15 protein-coding genes are annotated in these 15,511 nt (G+C 58.7%); 3 read left to right on the top strand and 12 right to left on the bottom strand.

Features of this window, described 5'->3' with window-relative positions:
- Positions 1–5: 5 nt before the first annotated feature.
- The 8 genes from ACSHXH_RS14750 to ACSHXH_RS14715 form a co-directional block, all read right to left on the bottom strand.
- On the bottom strand, positions 6–1,055 hold the full coding sequence (locus tag ACSHXH_RS14750; RefSeq protein WP_435672578.1) for a dipeptidase: 1,050 nt from the start codon (positions 1,053–1,055) through the stop codon (positions 6–8).
- A complete protein-coding gene (locus ACSHXH_RS14745) occupies positions 1,052–1,519 on the bottom strand; it encodes a GNAT family N-acetyltransferase (RefSeq protein WP_171046038.1) in 468 nt (155 codons plus the stop codon). The genes ACSHXH_RS14750 and ACSHXH_RS14745 overlap by 4 nt, the downstream gene beginning before the upstream one ends.
- Before the next feature lie 758 nt (positions 1,520–2,277).
- On the bottom strand, positions 2,278–3,297 hold the full coding sequence (locus ACSHXH_RS14740; protein ID WP_435672577.1) for an IS110 family transposase: 1,020 nt from the start codon (positions 3,295–3,297) through the stop codon (positions 2,278–2,280).
- 248 nt (positions 3,298–3,545) lie between these two features.
- Positions 3,546–3,917 carry a nuclear transport factor 2 family protein gene (locus ACSHXH_RS14735; RefSeq protein ID WP_435672576.1) on the bottom strand — a complete coding sequence of 124 codons (372 nt, stop codon included), beginning with the start codon at positions 3,915–3,917 and terminating at the stop codon, positions 3,546–3,548.
- Positions 3,918–3,928: 11 nt separating this feature from the next.
- On the bottom strand, positions 3,929–4,810 hold the full coding sequence (locus ACSHXH_RS14730; RefSeq protein WP_435672575.1) for an alpha/beta hydrolase: 882 nt from the start codon (positions 4,808–4,810) through the stop codon (positions 3,929–3,931).
- Positions 4,807–5,295 carry a flavin reductase family protein gene (locus ACSHXH_RS14725; protein WP_435672574.1) on the bottom strand — a complete coding sequence of 163 codons (489 nt, stop codon included), beginning with the start codon at positions 5,293–5,295 and terminating at the stop codon, positions 4,807–4,809. Before ACSHXH_RS14725 ends, ACSHXH_RS14730 begins: the two co-directional genes overlap by 4 nt.
- Entirely contained in the window at positions 5,292–5,969 is a 678-nt protein-coding gene (locus tag ACSHXH_RS14720; protein ID WP_435672573.1) for a glutathione S-transferase family protein, read from the bottom strand. Before ACSHXH_RS14720 ends, ACSHXH_RS14725 begins: the two co-directional genes overlap by 4 nt.
- Positions 5,962–7,167 (bottom strand): LLM class flavin-dependent oxidoreductase, encoded by a 1,206-nt coding sequence (locus ACSHXH_RS14715; RefSeq protein WP_435672572.1) that lies wholly within the window; start codon positions 7,165–7,167, stop codon positions 5,962–5,964. The genes ACSHXH_RS14720 and ACSHXH_RS14715 overlap by 8 nt, the downstream gene beginning before the upstream one ends.
- Before the next feature lie 97 nt (positions 7,168–7,264).
- Here ACSHXH_RS14715 and ACSHXH_RS14710 point away from each other — a divergent pair, with 97 nt between their 5' ends.
- Complete coding sequence (locus ACSHXH_RS14710; protein ID WP_435672571.1) at positions 7,265–7,882, top strand: helix-turn-helix domain-containing protein; 618 nt, start codon at positions 7,265–7,267, stop codon at positions 7,880–7,882.
- Between the two features lie 202 nt (positions 7,883–8,084).
- Here the strand turns inward: ACSHXH_RS14710 and ACSHXH_RS14705 are convergent, their stop codons facing one another.
- On the bottom strand, positions 8,085–9,092 hold the full coding sequence (locus tag ACSHXH_RS14705; protein WP_435672570.1) for an LLM class flavin-dependent oxidoreductase: 1,008 nt from the start codon (positions 9,090–9,092) through the stop codon (positions 8,085–8,087).
- 88 nt (positions 9,093–9,180) lie between these two features.
- Entirely contained in the window at positions 9,181–10,011 is an 831-nt protein-coding gene (locus tag ACSHXH_RS14700) for a DUF3883 domain-containing protein (RefSeq protein WP_435672569.1), read from the bottom strand.
- A 442-nt stretch (positions 10,012–10,453) separates the two neighbouring features.
- On the opposite strand from ACSHXH_RS14700, the gene ACSHXH_RS14695 reads away from it, so the two are divergent.
- On the top strand, positions 10,454–11,407 hold the full coding sequence (locus ACSHXH_RS14695) for a TAXI family TRAP transporter solute-binding subunit (protein ID WP_435672568.1): 954 nt from the start codon (positions 10,454–10,456) through the stop codon (positions 11,405–11,407).
- Between the two features lie 61 nt (positions 11,408–11,468).
- Positions 11,469–13,229, top strand: coding sequence for a TRAP transporter permease (locus ACSHXH_RS14690; protein ID WP_435672567.1), 1,761 nt, complete (start codon positions 11,469–11,471; stop codon positions 13,227–13,229).
- Between the two features lie 378 nt (positions 13,230–13,607).
- Here the strand turns inward: ACSHXH_RS14690 and ACSHXH_RS14685 are convergent, their stop codons facing one another.
- Positions 13,608–14,714: an ATP-dependent DNA helicase gene (locus ACSHXH_RS14685; protein WP_435672566.1), complete on the bottom strand. Its 1,107-nt coding sequence runs from the start codon at positions 14,712–14,714 to the stop codon at positions 13,608–13,610.
- A 395-nt stretch (positions 14,715–15,109) separates the two neighbouring features.
- Positions 15,110–15,463 (bottom strand): hypothetical protein, encoded by a 354-nt coding sequence (locus tag ACSHXH_RS14680; protein ID WP_435672565.1) that lies wholly within the window; start codon positions 15,461–15,463, stop codon positions 15,110–15,112.
- Positions 15,464–15,511: the final 48 nt, after the last annotated feature.

Genomic DNA, 15,511 nt, shown 5'->3' with positions numbered 1-15,511 from the left:
TTTTATTAGTCGCCCCACGTTTTTCGCAAGACGCGTAGCCAGTTCCCATGAGTGAACTTGGCCATGAGGCCGTCGTCCACACCGTGAGAACGCAAAGCGGTGAGCAAGTTGGGCAGACCCGCACAATCTCCGATTTTATCGGGTACGAGCGCCCCGTCAAAGTCGGACCCAAGTCCAACCCGATCCTCACCAAGGCTGTGTAACAGATGGTCAAAGTGTCTGAGCACGATGTCAAGCTCAAACTCTGAATCCATCCGCCCGTCGGGCCGCAAGAAGGCGCTGGCGAAATTAATGCCAACCATTCCATCACTGTCGCGGATCACGGCCAGTTGGCGGTCCGTCAGGTTACGTGAATGAGGGCAAACCGCCCACGCATTGGAATGAGTCGCAACCAGCGGTGCGTCGGTGATCCGCGCGACATCTTCGAACCCTCTTCCATTGAGGTGCGACAAATCAACCATTATTTTCAATCTGTTACATTCACGGATCAGAGATTTTCCATCGTCGGTCAGGCCCGGCCCCGTGTCCGGATCAGAAGGATACCGAAACGGCACACCACACCCCCACACCGTATCGCGACTCCAGACTGGGCCAAGCGAACGCAGCCCCCGCGCGTGCCAGGCGTTCAGTTTCTCGAACTCGCGATCGACTGCTTCGGCACCTTCGATATGGATAACGGCTGCCATCTCTCCGGCAGGCAAAGCGTCTTCTATGTCTTGCGCGGTGCGGCAAATACGAACAGCACCCGCGTCAGACAGATCGTTCAATGCATTAAATCCGCGCTCGGTCCAATCGGCCGCTGTGGTCTCGCTAACCTGATCTGGCAATGGGATGTCATAGGGCGGATTGCGCATCTCATCTTGGCGCAGGGCTTGGTCACCAGGGCTCGGTACAAAGATCGCGAACATTCCGCCGCCGAATCCCCCCTTTTGCGCACGCGGTTTATCGATGTGACCGTCAGGTAGACCAGAAGCCACATCGTCTGGAGTGATCTCCCCCCTCAGTAGACGCAGAACAAGATCGTTGTGACCGTCAAAAACGGGAAAGCCAGTCATGGTGTCTCCAATGACAGTTTGTAGCCGAAATGGGTGGGTTCAAACCCGGCACGTTCGTAAAACCGATGCGCGTCTGTCCGGCGCCGGTCCGACGTCAGCTGCACAAGCGCACAGCCACGATTTCCGGCCTTGGCGACGGACCAATCGAGCAAGGATTTGCCGATGCCTTGGCCACGCAGGCTCCCCGAGACTCGCATCGCTTCGATCTGAGCACGCCAAGCGCCGTGCCGTGACAGTCCGGGTAGAAAGGACAGCAAAAGCGTGGCGACGATCTTTGAGTCCTGTTCCCCAACGACAAGAATTTGGTTCGGATCAGCCTGGATCGCGTCGAAGGCGCTTTGGTAGGCCGCATCCGGTTCCGTCGCTTCCCGAGTCACCCCGATATCGTCGTCCCCGTAAAGCGAAATCAACGCAGCAAGATCGGATTGTCGGGCGGGTCGGATGGACAGCTTTGAGTGAGTCATGTTTCAAGCTTTGGCGAAGACGGCGCATACCGCAATCAGAATCCTTTTTTTGCGTGCGGTTTCTCGTGCCCGAAGGACACGGGTTTGCGCCGTGGCACAGCCTTAGGAACGAATATAACCGGAGGCTTAATAGGATTTTTTGTCCAGCCAGGGACATAGTGCTGCGGAGAAAAAGATGCTTGGCGTAGTGACTTATTGACCAGACTGCCTGCATACGAACAGTTCCAACTCGCAGCCAAAGCACAGAACCTCAGGAAGCTCGCCAAACTGGTTCCGCAACCAGAACCAACAGGCTGAGAGGAACAGCCCACCTGCGTTGGGCTTCATCCATCACCAGCTCCAACGTCGACTTCTTCAACACTATCTACAGCCGAGCTGACTTTCGCATCCGCTATGCAGACGGCGAATTCGTCCGCACTGCTGACCTCTGACGGTTCGAGATGCTGCGGCCTGCATAGACGGCCGCTTCGGTGAAGCTGCGATGCGGCGTTCTCTCTTACGGCCAAAGTCGTCTGTGGGTTGCTCCTGCATTGCAAGAGGTTTTAGCGAATTCTGCGGTCATTTTCGTCAGTGCTGTCGTCTGTCCGGCCTGTTTGTGCGGTGGTGTTCCGCTGGCCTTGATGAATTCCGAAAGCGAGGTTCCAATCGGCTCATCGACCTCAAAGGGCCGCCGCCATTCCCGGAGTGTCCTTGCTCTTGGTTGACTTAATTCCGCATCATCACTTCAACGTCTTGCATCTCGTGGGCAGTCGGTGTGGTTAGAACGCCGGCTGCCGATATTCCTGTTTCTTTGTAAGCATCGCCCAGATGGCCCGCGCCGCCTTGTTTGCCATTGCAGTTGTCGCCAGTCTGAAGGGCTTGTCGGCGATGATCTTCGCCGTCCACAGATCGACCTTCTCTGGTGAACGTTTCGCCATGACGGCGCGCGAAGTCATACCCACGACCAGAAGCTTACGAATGTAGCGATCACCTTGCTTCGTGATCTTGCCCAGACGTTCCTTGCCACCGCTGGACTTGTTGAGTGGGGTCAGGCCCAACCACGCCGCCAGGTCACGACCTGTCCGGAACTGATGCGCGTCCCCGATCGTAGCGACAATCGCTGAGGCCGTAATCGGCCCAATTCCAGGCATGCGCATCAACCTACGCGCATCTGTGTTCAGCAGGGCATGTTGCTCGATCATCTTGGAATAGCCGTCGATGCGCGTGTTCAGGCCGATGAACTGATAGCATTGTATGCCGAGCATACCGTTCGCGATCTCCGGCATGTCGGGATGATCACCATCAAGGTGGCGCTTTGCAAAGGCTGTCACCGCTTCGATCCCGATGGGCAGGATATGCCCAAACTCGCGCAAAAGGCTGCGGATCATGTTGGCCAGTTGCGTGCGCTGCCGGACCGCCAGATCCCGCGTGCGATGGATCGACAGAATGGCTTGTTGTTCCTCCGTCTTGATCTCGACAAACCGCATGGTCGGGCGGCGAACCGCTTCGCAGATCGCCTCGGCATCAACCGCGTCGTTCTTCCCTCGCTTCACATACGGTTTGACGTAGCCGGCGGGCATGAGCTTAACATCATGGCCAAGCTTGCGCAGCTGCCGACCCCAGTGATGGGACGAGCCGCACGCCTCCATGCCGACCAAACAGGGCGGAAGCGTTTCAAAGAAGGCGAGCAGCTTCGCGCGTTTGATGGCCTTATTAAAGATCACACGGCCGTTCTCCGAAATGCCGTGAACCTGAAAAACATCCTTGGCCAAATCCAGGCCGACTGTCTTAACTGTCATTGGGTGGCTCCTTTCCTAGCAGTCGATGACAACTGCACTTTGGCACATTCGATGCCGGTGGAGCAGGAGCCACCCACCTCATCCGCTCTGGGCCGTGATTGCCCGAGCCACTGCCTCCTAACGGCGCCAAATACTGCGTCGCCGCAAGGCCGCTGTGAGCCCAAAGGCACCGATACTGTAGCGTGCATGAATGTCGGAATTGGGTACAGCAGACCATTTGGCGATACATAGGATCTGAGGCGCATCCTCTAAATGCGATGTTTGTAGTAGGTGTCCTTGTGTGTGATCAGCCCGTCCTTGAAGGTCAGGATATCCACGCTGAGGTATTCCTCAGTCGTACCGTCCTTGTGGCGCGCTGTGCGGCGGTATTCGCAATAGGCTTTGGTGTCCGTCACCGCGCAATCTAGCGTTTCCCAATGCACGTTTTCGACCTTGTCGAAGAGCCCGGCAAAGACGCCTCGGATCACATCTGCGCCTTGAAACCGCACACCATGTGCCTCTGGTCCAATGGCATGGTCAAAGGACGCGTCGGGGGCAAAGTACTGCATCACCGCTTCAATGTCATTTGCGTTAAAGGCATCGCCCACGGCGTCCACCAGTTCACGTGTCAGTTCTGTCATAACGGGTTCCTTCAAAGGCCAAGCATGGCGCAGGTTTTGGCAAAAAATGGACTGACAGGATCGGCCAGCACGTTGAGTTCATCAAAGTGGTCCACGCCAGGCACCACATAAATGTCGACCTTCCGCGCATCACTGGCGTATTTGTCCACATACATCTGGGACTGGCGGTGGAATTCGTCTGTCTCGGCCCCTCCGACGACAACCAGCTGCGGCGCGTTTGTGACTGGCGGATGGTTCGTCATCGGGCTCAGCGCATCCGCTTCAGCCACGTCTAGCTTCAAGTTCTCATTCAGGGCCAGTGTCAGGCGTACAGGTTCCAGATAGCTGAGCGGAGAGACGGGAATGCCCGCCTTGATCATGTCCGTTGGCAGCGCTGCATCACGCGCGGGCCAATCGGTGGCCATCATCATCTGGGTCAGGTGGCCCCCTGCGGAATGGCCCATCACAGTGATCCGGTCGCCGTTGATCTTCTGTGTCGCGGCCTCGGCCCAGATAAAGGCCATCGCCTCGCGCAGCTCTTCCGTCAGGCGGGTCATGCTGACGGTGGGGCAAAGGTCGTAACCCACCACCACAACATTCACGCCCTTTTGCACAAAAGGTGTCGCCAGAAAGCTGTAAACCGATTTATCGCCGCGTTGCCAATAACCACCGTGGATCCAGATCAGCGTCGGGGCGGTCGCGTCGCCACAATGAAACACATCAAGCCTTTGCTTCTCTCCGTCGCCGTAGCGGATATCCAGCGTACAATCGAGCGTATCGCGGGCGGTCTGGCTGTCATCCAACCACCCCGGAATAATCGCGACCTCATAGTCGGGGCGCGCGGCGCGCAGGTTGTACTGGGCATCGAACCAATCGGGGTCGTTGCCTTCGTGATACGTCAATGGATTTGTCATGGATGTACCTCCGGTTGAGGCGCAGCGAAAAAGGTGCCGCGACAATAGAGAAGTGGGGCGCTTGATGTGTGGGTGTAGCTTTCGACCCGCCCCAGAAGAATTTCATGGTCTTCGGCGCCGATGCGCCCATGTACGATGCAATCCAGTTGCGCAGACGCGCCGGGCAACAGCGGCGCGCCATTGGGGGTTGCGTGCCAATCAGTGCCGTCAAAGCGGTTCTCGACATTGCTGGCGAAGTGCATGGCAAGCTCTTGCTGGTCGGCGGCCAGAATGTTCACTGCAAAGCGCGAGGATGCCGACAGCGTCGGGAATACGCGCCCTGTCTTGGCAACACATACCGAGATCACCGGCGGCGTCAGTGAAACAGAGGTGAAGGAATTGGCAGTCAGCCCCCAAGGCTGGCCATCCCCGTCAAACGCGGTGACAATCGTGACCCCGGTCGGAAAGCTGCCCAAAGCGCGGCGGTAGTCTTTTGGGTCGATCATATCACCCCTTCTGAGGCGCAGGCTTTTTCCAAAGCGGCCCATTCATCGGGGTTCGTGCCAAAATGGCGCATCACGTGGTCGCGGTAAGCGGGGCGTTCCGAGAGGCGCTGGTACCACGCCTCGACATTGTGCAGCGCGGGGCGGTCCACGTCGACGTTGAAGTAACGGTAGACTACACAGCCAAGGGGGATGTCCCCCATTGTGAAGCTGTTGCCGCAGACGTAATCGCGGTCCTCCAGATGGCCGTCGAGGATACTAAGCGTGGCGTGCGCTTCGTCGCGCAGGGCCACGATCTTGGCGGGATCTCGGTCGGCGGGTTGCGTGCGCACAGTGGCAAAGAAGAGGTAGATCACCGGCATGAACGCCTTTGTCGCGGACCATTCCATCCATTGATCCGCGATGGCGCGGATTTGTTGATCAGCAGGGCTGAAGCCGCCCGCGCCGTATCTGTCACACAGGTAGCGCACGATCGACAGGCTTTCCCAAAGCGCGAAATCACCATCGCGAATGGCGGGAATCATACGGTTGGGATTGATCTGCGCATACTCCGGCGTATCGAGCTTGCCAAAGCTGCCACCCGCCAGTTGCAAGGTATAGTCCAGCCCCAACTCATTGGCCGTCCAGATCACCGGGATCACGTTGGACGAATAGGGGCGCCCCCAAATCTCAAGCATCTGCCAATTCCTTTTCCTGCGCGGCGCGTTTTTGCGCAATGGATTGCGTACCAAAACGCGGCACCACATGTTCGAACAGCCGATGCCAGCTCGCTAGGATCTTCTCGTAAGGGACGCCGGTGTATTGCTGCATCAGCATCAGATGATCGAGGCCGGTGCTTTCCTGCCGCTCTGCAATCCGGTCAGCGACAAACTCTGCATCCCCCACCATGATGATCCCGCGCTTGTTGAGGAAATCGAACCAGTCGCCATCCTCATCTTCGGGGGTCATTTCCTCGCCGATGTCGAGATAGCCGTGCTTGGTCCATTCCCCCGCAGGTCGCGAGCCGCCCAAGAATTCGTAATATGCGTTGATTGCGGGTCGGATGGTGTTCACAGCCTCCTCCATCGTCTCGCCGACATAGAAGGCGGTGCAGACACCGACCCCTTCGCCCATCGCCACATCGCGGCCCGTGCGGGCTGCGAGCGCGTCACGGTACGGCTCCCAACAGGCACGGGTGCGTTTGACGCCCGACGCCATTGAAATCACACCCCAACCCTTGTCGCCTGCCAATTTGAACGTGGGCGGTGCGTTCGACATCAGCCAGACCGGCGGATGGCCCTCCTGATAAGGGCGCGGATGCACGTACATTGCTTTGTAGGTGCCGTCGGGTTCGTGATAGCGGGGATCAAGCGGTTCAAAGAAGCGGTTGGTTTCCTTCCAGCCGGGCACAGGAAACTCGTAGAACTCGCCCTTGTGGGTAAACGCTTCGTTGGTCCATGCTTTCAGGATCACCTCAAGGCTTTCCTGATAAAGCCGCATCACCTTTGCGTTGTCACGCCGGTCGGCATTGGGATTGAACGTCAGGGTCGAGCGTTCGTTGATCCCCTTGGCCACGCCAAAATCGACCCGCCCCAAAGTCATGTTATCCAGCATCGCCACATCTTCGGCCACGCGCAGCGGATGCCAGTCGGGCAGGATGATGGGAGATGTGCCGACGCGCAGTTTTTTGCAATGCGCCGCGACATGGGTACACATCTGTACCGGATTGGGCGGCGCGTTCATATAGCCGTTATGGGCAAAATGGTGCTCGGTGAACCATGCGGTGGTGAATCCCGCGTCTTCGGCCAAGCTACATTGCTCAAGAATCATCTCAAGCGTGCGGTGCCAGGGGATCGTCTCCCCAGGACTGAAATTCGCGATCAGATCAAAACGCATGGCATCACCTCCCAATGAACCGACTCGGCGGTAGTTGAAATCTGAGCTCAAATTCAACTTGATTGAATTCTGCCTCAAAAATCAACTATGAATTTGCATGGACACAAATCTCCCCCCGACAACAGCCGCGCGGCTTGGTGCCGAAATCCGCGAAGTCCGCAAGGCGCGCGGCCTGACACTGAACGATCTGAGCACGCAACTGTCGTGCTCGACCGCCTATCTGAGTCGCATCGAACTGGGCAAAGCGCGCGTGTCAGACGCCTTGCTGGAAGAGATCGGCAAAGCGCTTCAGGTCGATCCGGCTTGGTTTTTACCCGTCCAATCCGGCGATGGCCCGTTGGAGCGTCATCACGTCGTCCGCTCCAAAAACCGCAGGCAATTGTCCGACATGTATACCCGAAGCAAAGCGGAAATGGGGTTCTGCGACGAACTGCTTTCCAGCACGCTATCAGGCCAATGCTATTTGATCCTGTCCCGCTTTGCCCCCGGCACCGGCGCGCCACCAGAGCCCTTAGAGGGTTACGTGTTCGAGGGCGAACAACATGCCATCGTCCTGACCGGAGAAGTTGAGCTGCGACTAGGGGATGAATTGATCGTGCTGCGCGCAGGCGACAGCTTTTCCTACCCGTCCATGATCGCTCACCGCTTTCGCAATCGAACAGACCAAGAGGCCACGATGGTCTGGGCTATGTCTCCCGTGAGGATTAGCTGGTAACGAGCTTGGTTCAAAGAGACCAAATGCTGGGTAAAATGGTTTTGCTGCAAGAGCAGACCTGGGCGAACCTTCGGTGAATGACGGCAATTTCCGCACTGCCGTCACTCGCTTCTCGAAAATGCTGCGCGATGCATCAATGGCTGGTCTGGTGAAGCTGCGGTGCGGCGTCAGACCAAAGCGTCAAAGTCCGGTCTGGGCCGTTTCAAGCAGCGACCGAACTCTCAACAAACTTGCCGAGAACCTCCGCCGTGATTTCGGAAGACCTGACACGCGCGGCGTGATCGTGGATCATCCCCGTGACAATCAACTCGTCCGGTTGAAAGCTGTCGAGAAGGGACCGCAGTTGCGTGCGCACGGTTGCCGCCGATCCCGTGGCAGAGCAGGATAGGGCATGCTGGACCTGCGCCATGACCGGTGGCGGTATCTCCTTGTGCAGATCACGGGTCGGGTGGGGGAGCTTGCCGGGTCTGCCGGTTCGAAGGCGGGCAAAGGCCAAGAGCTGCGAAGATCGCAGGAATGCTGCCTCTTCATCGGTTGGTGCGGCACAGACTCCTGCGGCCATCATCACATAGGGTTTGGCAAGTCGTTCGGACGGTTGGAACGTGCTGCGGTAGATGCTCAATGCCTCTTCGAGCATTGCGGGCGCGAAATGGGACGCGAAGGCGTAGGGCAGCCCAAGCCACGCGGCCAGTTGCGCGCCATAGAGGCTTGAGCCGAGTATCCAGACGGGAACATGGGTGCCGCTGCCGGGGATGGCGCGCACCGAAGAGTCCTCGGACGTGTCGTCGAAATAGCCGATCAACTCCTGCACGTCCTGCGGGAAACTGTCTTCGGGTGCCATATGCCGGCGCAGCGCCCGCGCGGTGGCCATGTCGCTTCCAGGTGCGCGGCCGATGCCAAGGTCGATCCGACCGGGGTAAAGTGTGGCGAGCGTTCCGAACTGTTCGGCGATGACGAGCGGCGCATGATTGGACAGCATGATGCCGCCGGCACCGACACGAATGGTCGAGGTCGCTGCCGCGACATGTCCGATCACGAGTGCGGTGGCCGCACTGGCAATGCCAGGCATGTTGTGATGTTCCGCCAGCCAGTAGCGGTGAAAGCCGAACCGCTCAGCGGCCTTGGCCAAGTCGACCGTGGACGCCAGTGCGTCCGCCGCGGTTTTGCCTTCGGGGATGGGCGATAGGTCGAGGATTGAGAATTTCTGCATGATTGACTCCGATAGCAGTCAGCTAATCATCCTCGACGGCCAAGCCAAGCTGCTGCTCTGCACAAACGGGACGCGTCGTCCACATAATTCATTGAAAACTCGCCTGAAAGGCAGTCGCTGTCAGCGAGACATGCGCCGCTAGAGGGGGCCGCAATTCGAACGCTTTGGGCGTTCGCGCAAACTCATACCGTCGGAATAGACACCAATGCTCTCGCCGCTCTTCGGCGACGGCCAATTCGTTTCGAGAGATGTAGAACGGTGTGCGCTCCCAGCCGTTGGTGGTTTTCACTTCGATCAACCGGTCCTCACCGTCAGGTGTGAAACTGGCAATGTCATACCCAGCGCCATCGCCGTCTTCGGCCGAAACCCATCGCACGCGGCGTGCAAGGTCGGCGCGGTCATGTTGTTGAAGAATTGTTCGTTCGTGCTGCAAGACTCGTTCTTCGCCTGCGCGTCCAAGGTCGCGGTTGCGCGCGTCTCGTCCAGCCACATCAAAATGCCGGGCGATATGCTGCATCTGCTCCATTTCGTCGGGTGGCGGTGAATTCTTCAGAGTTGGCGCTGTTCCGACAAACAATGGAACCGGTTCGGCGACGTATCTCGGAGATGGTTGATGGAGCGTCATTTCCCATTCCGGATGACGGGCCAACCATTTGGAGGCCGCTTCCGCCAGCGACATCTGAAAGTTGAAGCGCGGTTGATAGCCAGCGACGATGGGTAAGCCGAACCCTCGAAAGACAGCAGACACGTTGCACATCTTGAATTCTATTGATCTACGGCTGCGACCAGTCTGTTCTTGAAGCGCTCGATTGTTGGCCGCCTTGTGGTAAGCGCGCCCCGACAACTCGTCGCTCAGCATCGCGAAATAGGTCGCCACGACAGCATCGTTTTCTGAATCTGACCAATCACCCGATGTCATGTAATCAGCCTAGAGGGTGCAGCGGGACGCGTCATGACCAATCGCGAGGGTATGTGGTGCGCGGCGACGAGGTTGTTTCGCCGGGTCATTCACCTGGGTTTCCGAGCATTGCAGTCCAACGAGGACCGGAGAACCTGAGCGCGCCGCAAGTTCCAGTCGCTCCCACTCGGTCATTTGCACTTACCTTGCCCCTGGAATGGCCAGAGCGGCACCGGCGCACCCATTACTTTCGGCGGCTCCCATCGAAGTCCTAGAAAAAGGTGAATGTTGTCATCCCAATGCGTAGGGTTGCCAGCAATGCCGGTGGATCAAATCTGCCTGTGTGCCATGGGGCATGCCGAGTCGATGTAGTTGCGCCGTGTGATACAAAGCGCCATTGCTTCTCTGGCACGAAATCGGTCGGATAGTCCGAAAGCCAAAATCAATCTCAAGGGAGGATACCATGAAACTGAGACAGTTCGTTTCGCTCGCCGCTTTGGCGCTCGTGGCCGCCACGGCCACCCAGGCGCAGGAACGCATCACCTACAAATCCGCCAAATCCGGCACCTCTTATTACCAGATGGGCGTCGAGATCGCCGAGGCGGTGAAGGCGGGCACGGATGGCGGAATGATCGTCACCATCGAGGAAAGCCAAGGGTCGACCCAGAACGTCATGGAAGTGCGCGCCCGGGGCGGTGACTATGTCTTCACCACGCCGCCTGCGCTGGTCGGCGCCGCGCAGAAGGCGTCGGGACCGTTCGACGGCAAGGGCGATCCGGCCTTCGACGAGATCCGAGCGCTGTTTCCGATCCCGTCGCTGACCATGCACTTCGTCATGTCCAACGACAGCGGCGTCACAGACTTCGCTGGTATGGAGGGCAAAACGATCCTGCTCGGTTCGGGCTCGTTCGGAGCAACGGAAGGCGCGAAATACCTCGGCCTCTTTGGTCTGGAGGGTAAGGTGACCCTGGCGGATGCCGAGCTTTCGAACGCGGTGGCCGCGCTGAAGAACGGTCAGATCGACGGCTTCGTGACCGCAGGGTCATTCCCTGCGCCCAACGTGATCGAAGCGGCGGCCAGCATGGGGGTGACCGTCCTGTCGATGAGCGACGAGCAGATCGCCGAGACCGGGCGCGCAAAGCTTGTGATCCCGGCGGGAACCTATGCCGGTCAGGAAAGCGACATCGTGACGACATCGCTGCCCGTGGCGGCCTTCACAACCACCAAGATGAGCGATGACGCCGCCTATCAGCTGACCAAAACCTTCTGGGAAGAGCGTGAGAAGATGGCCGAAAGCGCGCCCTGGTGGGCCGGGGTCGATGCCGGGCTGATGGAAAACGTCAACGTTACCTTCCACCCGGGTGCCGTCCGCTATTACGAAGAAGCGGGCATCGCGCTGAGTGACGCGCAGAAGTAACCGCGCGGACCGGGCCGGGAGACTGCTCCCGGCCCGTTTCAATTTTCCAAAGGCCTAACACATGCGTCTTCTCACCTTCCTTCTGGCGGCGGCTCTCGTCGCCTTTCACCTGACGCTGGTGTTCCTCGGCCTCGTGCCGAACCTGATCAGCCGTCCCGTGCACCTCGCCCTGGCGCTGCCATGGATCCTTCTCGTCCCAGGGCAGACGGGTTGGCTGCGGATCAGCGGGATTGCCCTGACGGTGATTGGCGTCGCTACTACGCTCTGGGTCGCGGTGATGCACCGGACGTTGGCGAACCAATATGGCTTCATCGAAAGCCCTTTTCAGATGGCCGTCGGTTTCGTGCTGCTTGGTGTTGTGCTTGAGGCAGCGCGCCGCGCGATCGGATGGCCGCTGCCTCTGGTCGCGCTTCTGGCGTTGCTCTATGGCCTGTTTGGCCAGCATATCCCGGGCGAGTTTGGCCATTCCGGCACGCCGCTGGCCAGTTTTATCGGCACGCTGACGATCGCCGAAGGGGGCATCTGGGGCAGTCTGACCGGGGTGTCGGTCAGCGTCGTGGCGATCTTCGTGATCTTTGGGGCCGTCCTGAACGCCGGCGAAGCCGGGCAGGGGTTCATGAACCTCGCTTCAGCCGCCGCTGGCCGACTCAAGGGCGGGGCGGCCAAGGTGTCGGTCTTGTCTTCGGCGCTCTTCGGCTCGATCTCGGGATCGGCCTCGGCCAACGTTGCGTCAACCGGCGCGATCACATTGCCGGCCATGACACGCCTCGGCTATCCCAAGCGGCTGGCGGCCGCGGTCGAGGCGGTCGCCTCGTCCGGCGGACAGATCATGCCGCCACTAATGGGGGCTGGTGCCTTCGTCATGGTGGAACTGACCGGCGTGCCCTACACTCAGATTATGGCGGCGGCGCTTCTGCCTGCGATCCTCTATTTCGTTGCTGTCTGGATCGGCGTCGACGCCTATGCCAGCCGTTACGACCTGAAGGGCATCGCGGCCGAAGACGCGCCGGGGTGGCGCACCGTCGCCGTGACCTCGGCCTTCTTCGCGGTTCCCTTCGTCGTGCTATTGGCCGGTCTCTTTGTCATCCGCGTCACGCCGCAATATGCCGCCAGCCTGGCGATCCTCTCGGCCTTCGTCCTTCTGTTCTTCAACGCGCGGGGCATCGGCACATGGCGCGAGACCGCCGCGCGGATCGAAGATGCCTGCCTCAATGCGGCCCGGCAGGTGTCGATGATCGCCGCGATCATCATCTGCGCCTCGATCATCATCGGCGTTCTGGCGATCACCGGCCTCGGCGTGAAGATCACATCGCTGATCCTGTCAGGGGCGGGCGGCTTGCTCTGGCCCGCGCTTCTTTTGACGGCGCTCGCGTGCCTTGTCCTCGGCATGGAGGTGCCGACCACCGCTGCATACGTGATCTGCGTCTCGGTCGCAGGGCCTGCGCTGCGCGAGCTTGGCCTCGACACGCTGCAGGCACATCTATTCGTCTTCTGGTTCGCGCTCCTGTCAACAATCACGCCGCCGGTCTGCGGCGCGGTTTTCATCGCAGCCGGGATGATCGGAGAGAACTGGCTGAAAGTCGCGATAACCGCGATGTCATTAGGCTTCGGGCTCTACATCATACCTCTGGCAATGATTGCGAACCCCGCCCTGATTGACCTCTCCGGCTCGCCCGTTGCGGCAGTGGCAACCGCGCTACAGATCGCGCTCGGCCTCGCAATGATGTCCATAGGAATGATCCGACGACACCTCGGAAAGAAGCGCTTTGGACTGGTCACTACAGGAGCTTTGATCATCTTTGCTCCGGTGTTCGTGAACTAGCGTCGCGATCCTCGGTATTTTCTGACCTGAGCCCCGAGAGTTTTTATACCACGCTGGCGAAGAGCGAACGAATGGCCGATTGCGCGCAATGGCACAGCGGCAGAGGCTGCCACGGTGTCTTTCGACATGCTTACCCGGTTAAGCGGTCGCTTTAGGTGAGGCGAAGCGTTTTTGAGACAAGCTTGGGCATCATGGTGCAGGTGAACCCGCTTGAATGTTATAATTACGTGGTTTCGCTTGGACTGAGCTGGGGGTGGCGACTGCATCTATGTTTTTTAAGAAGCCGGTTGCGCACTGCTGCCGTAAATTGTCGTGACCGGGTGAATGCAGCCGTCAACGCTCCGGACGGGGCGATGACGGCCGGACTGTTGTACGCCCTTAAATGGCTACGATAACCGAGTTCGCCGCCCGCGTGATCGCCGTGTAGAGCCAAGCGTTTGCGTTCTCGCGCATAATCACACTCTGATCGATCACCAACACATTGTTCCACTGAGACCCCTGAGCCTTATGGCAGGTGATTGCATACCCGAAGTCGAACTGCGGTTTCTGCTTGCGCGCCCCCTCGGAAGAGGTCTTGCCAGACAAGAACTGGCTGATCGAGATTGTCACTTCGAACGGCTGGTCCATGCCGTCCTCGGGGCGGATATGGAAAGTGGCGGTGTCACCCTGAACGACCGGAGTGCCACATGCGACGAAGAGTTCGCCATTGGAGATCCCGAGGTCGCCGTGGTTCTTCAGGCAAACAAGGCGATCACCATCCACCGGCATGTCACCCGAACGACCAAGGCGCTCGCGAACAGATGCGTTGACCTGATGCCGAAGATCATTTGTGCCGACGATGATCTGATCTGCCTCGAGGAGAGTTTCCATGGTAAGGTCACCCTGGCTGATTACCCGGCTCGATCCATACTGGCCGAGAGACAGCGGTGCTCCGCGACGGGCCATGTCGGCCAGCTGCAGAACCGGATTGCCGGCGGCCTGACGGTGGATTTCCGTCAGGAATACATCCGGCGTGACGCTGCGGAGCACACCAACGCCTTTCACCGGCGGTAACTGGCCGGGATCTCCCATCGCGAGAATGGGCACGCCAAACGATCGAAGATCGCGCAACAGCACGTCGTCGACCATCGAGCACTCATCGATCACCACAAGGGCAGACCCGACGATGTCGCTGGCATCGTTGCGCACGAACCGAAGGCCCTGCGTCTCGTCGTCGATGGGCCGGTAGAGCGCGCTATGGAGGGTCTGTGCCGTGTCGCAGCCTTTCTGCCGCAATACCGAAGCCGCCTTACCAGTATAGGTCAGGAAGACGACGTTGCCGTTGAGCAGTTCGGCGACGTGGGCGGCAAGTGTCGACTTGCCAGTCCCGGCATAGCCGAACAGCGTAAAGATGGGCTTCGTCGCTGTATCGTGTTCGAGCCAATGCTTGACAGCCGCGAGGGCGTTTATCTGTGCCGGCGACAGCGCGTTGAAGATATGTGTCATTTGAAGTCCTTTGACAAAGTTGTGACAACCGGCGGCGTTTTCCTTGGCGCGCAGGCCGTCGTTCCGCGCCAGAAACTGACGCGGTCGTGTTACGTGCTGGACACTCATTTTTGGGGCCCGGAGCGTCTGTTTCGGGGCGATTCAGGGTGTGTAACGCTTCCCTATTATTGGATCCTTTCGGACCGGTGCGTCTTTCTGGGATGAAGAAGGGAAGTCATCCGATTATAGGGAAGGGTTACAGTCTTACCGGCGGCAGGATGTAACGCTTCCCTATTATATGGATCCCTTGGACCGGCACGTTTTGTGGGAAGTAGAAATGGAGCTCTCCGGATATAGGGAAGCGTTACATGGTGAAACCTTAGGGAGCCTGCGGCTCTGAGACCTTTTCCGGCATTTTATGAAGCGAGACCTTTTGTAAGCTCGTTATTCTGGCCTTCGGTCTTCTTTAGCCGGTGCCTCGCGACGCGTTCCCGGTTTTTCTGACGTTTCCGCTCCGCTACCGGTTCCGATGTGCCGCGCATGCGGAGTAAAGAGTTAAGCGTCTGAGTCCTGAGCATTTCGCAAGCGTTCTTTGCAGGACAGGTTTTGCAGGTGACATCGGAGTCAACATTGATGCCCGGCAGACCGAAGCAGCTCTGGAGAAGTTCACCATCATCAAGCACGTGCAGCGGCTCAGGAACATAGACGCCTAAAGACTTGAAGTGATCGGCATCTGCTTTTTGAACCGCCCCGAGTTTGCCGGAGACCATCAACTTAAGTAAGGATGATGGTTATGACAAAAAGCAAAATGGGAAATC

It is taken from the genome of Marivita sp. (assembly GCF_051251565.1).
Lineage (GTDB): Bacteria > Pseudomonadota > Alphaproteobacteria > Rhodobacterales > Rhodobacteraceae > Marivita.
The sequence above is the reverse complement of the archived record's forward strand: the minus strand, read 5'-3'. Positions and strand labels throughout refer to the sequence as shown.

Coding starts and splice junctions, on each gene's coding strand:
- ACSHXH_RS14745 (WP_171046038.1), bottom strand. CDS start 1,519: ATGACTCACTCAAAGCTGTCCATCCGACCCGCCCGACAATCCGATCTT.
- ACSHXH_RS14700 (WP_435672569.1), bottom strand. CDS start 10,011: ATGACATCGGGTGATTGGTCAGATTCAGAAAACGATGCTGTCGTGGCG.
- ACSHXH_RS14725 (WP_435672574.1), bottom strand. CDS start 5,295: ATGATCGACCCAAAAGACTACCGCCGCGCTTTGGGCAGCTTTCCGACC.
- ACSHXH_RS14705 (WP_435672570.1), bottom strand. CDS start 9,092: ATGCAGAAATTCTCAATCCTCGACCTATCGCCCATCCCCGAAGGCAAA.
- ACSHXH_RS14750 (WP_435672578.1), bottom strand. CDS start 1,055: ATGACTGGCTTTCCCGTTTTTGACGGTCACAACGATCTTGTTCTGCGT.
- ACSHXH_RS14720 (WP_435672573.1), bottom strand. CDS start 5,969: ATGCTTGAGATTTGGGGGCGCCCCTATTCGTCCAACGTGATCCCGGTG.
- ACSHXH_RS14735 (WP_435672576.1), bottom strand. CDS start 3,917: ATGACAGAACTGACACGTGAACTGGTGGACGCCGTGGGCGATGCCTTT.
- ACSHXH_RS14715 (WP_435672572.1), bottom strand. CDS start 7,167: ATGCGTTTTGATCTGATCGCGAATTTCAGTCCTGGGGAGACGATCCCC.
- ACSHXH_RS14710 (WP_435672571.1), top strand. CDS start 7,265: ATGGACACAAATCTCCCCCCGACAACAGCCGCGCGGCTTGGTGCCGAA.
- ACSHXH_RS14680 (WP_435672565.1), bottom strand. CDS start 15,463: ATGGTCTCCGGCAAACTCGGGGCGGTTCAAAAAGCAGATGCCGATCAC.
- ACSHXH_RS14730 (WP_435672575.1), bottom strand. CDS start 4,810: ATGACAAATCCATTGACGTATCACGAAGGCAACGACCCCGATTGGTTC.
- ACSHXH_RS14695 (WP_435672568.1), top strand. CDS start 10,454: ATGAAACTGAGACAGTTCGTTTCGCTCGCCGCTTTGGCGCTCGTGGCC.
- ACSHXH_RS14685 (WP_435672566.1), bottom strand. CDS start 14,714: ATGACACATATCTTCAACGCGCTGTCGCCGGCACAGATAAACGCCCTC.
- ACSHXH_RS14740 (WP_435672577.1), bottom strand. CDS start 3,297: ATGACAGTTAAGACAGTCGGCCTGGATTTGGCCAAGGATGTTTTTCAG.
- ACSHXH_RS14690 (WP_435672567.1), top strand. CDS start 11,469: ATGCGTCTTCTCACCTTCCTTCTGGCGGCGGCTCTCGTCGCCTTTCAC.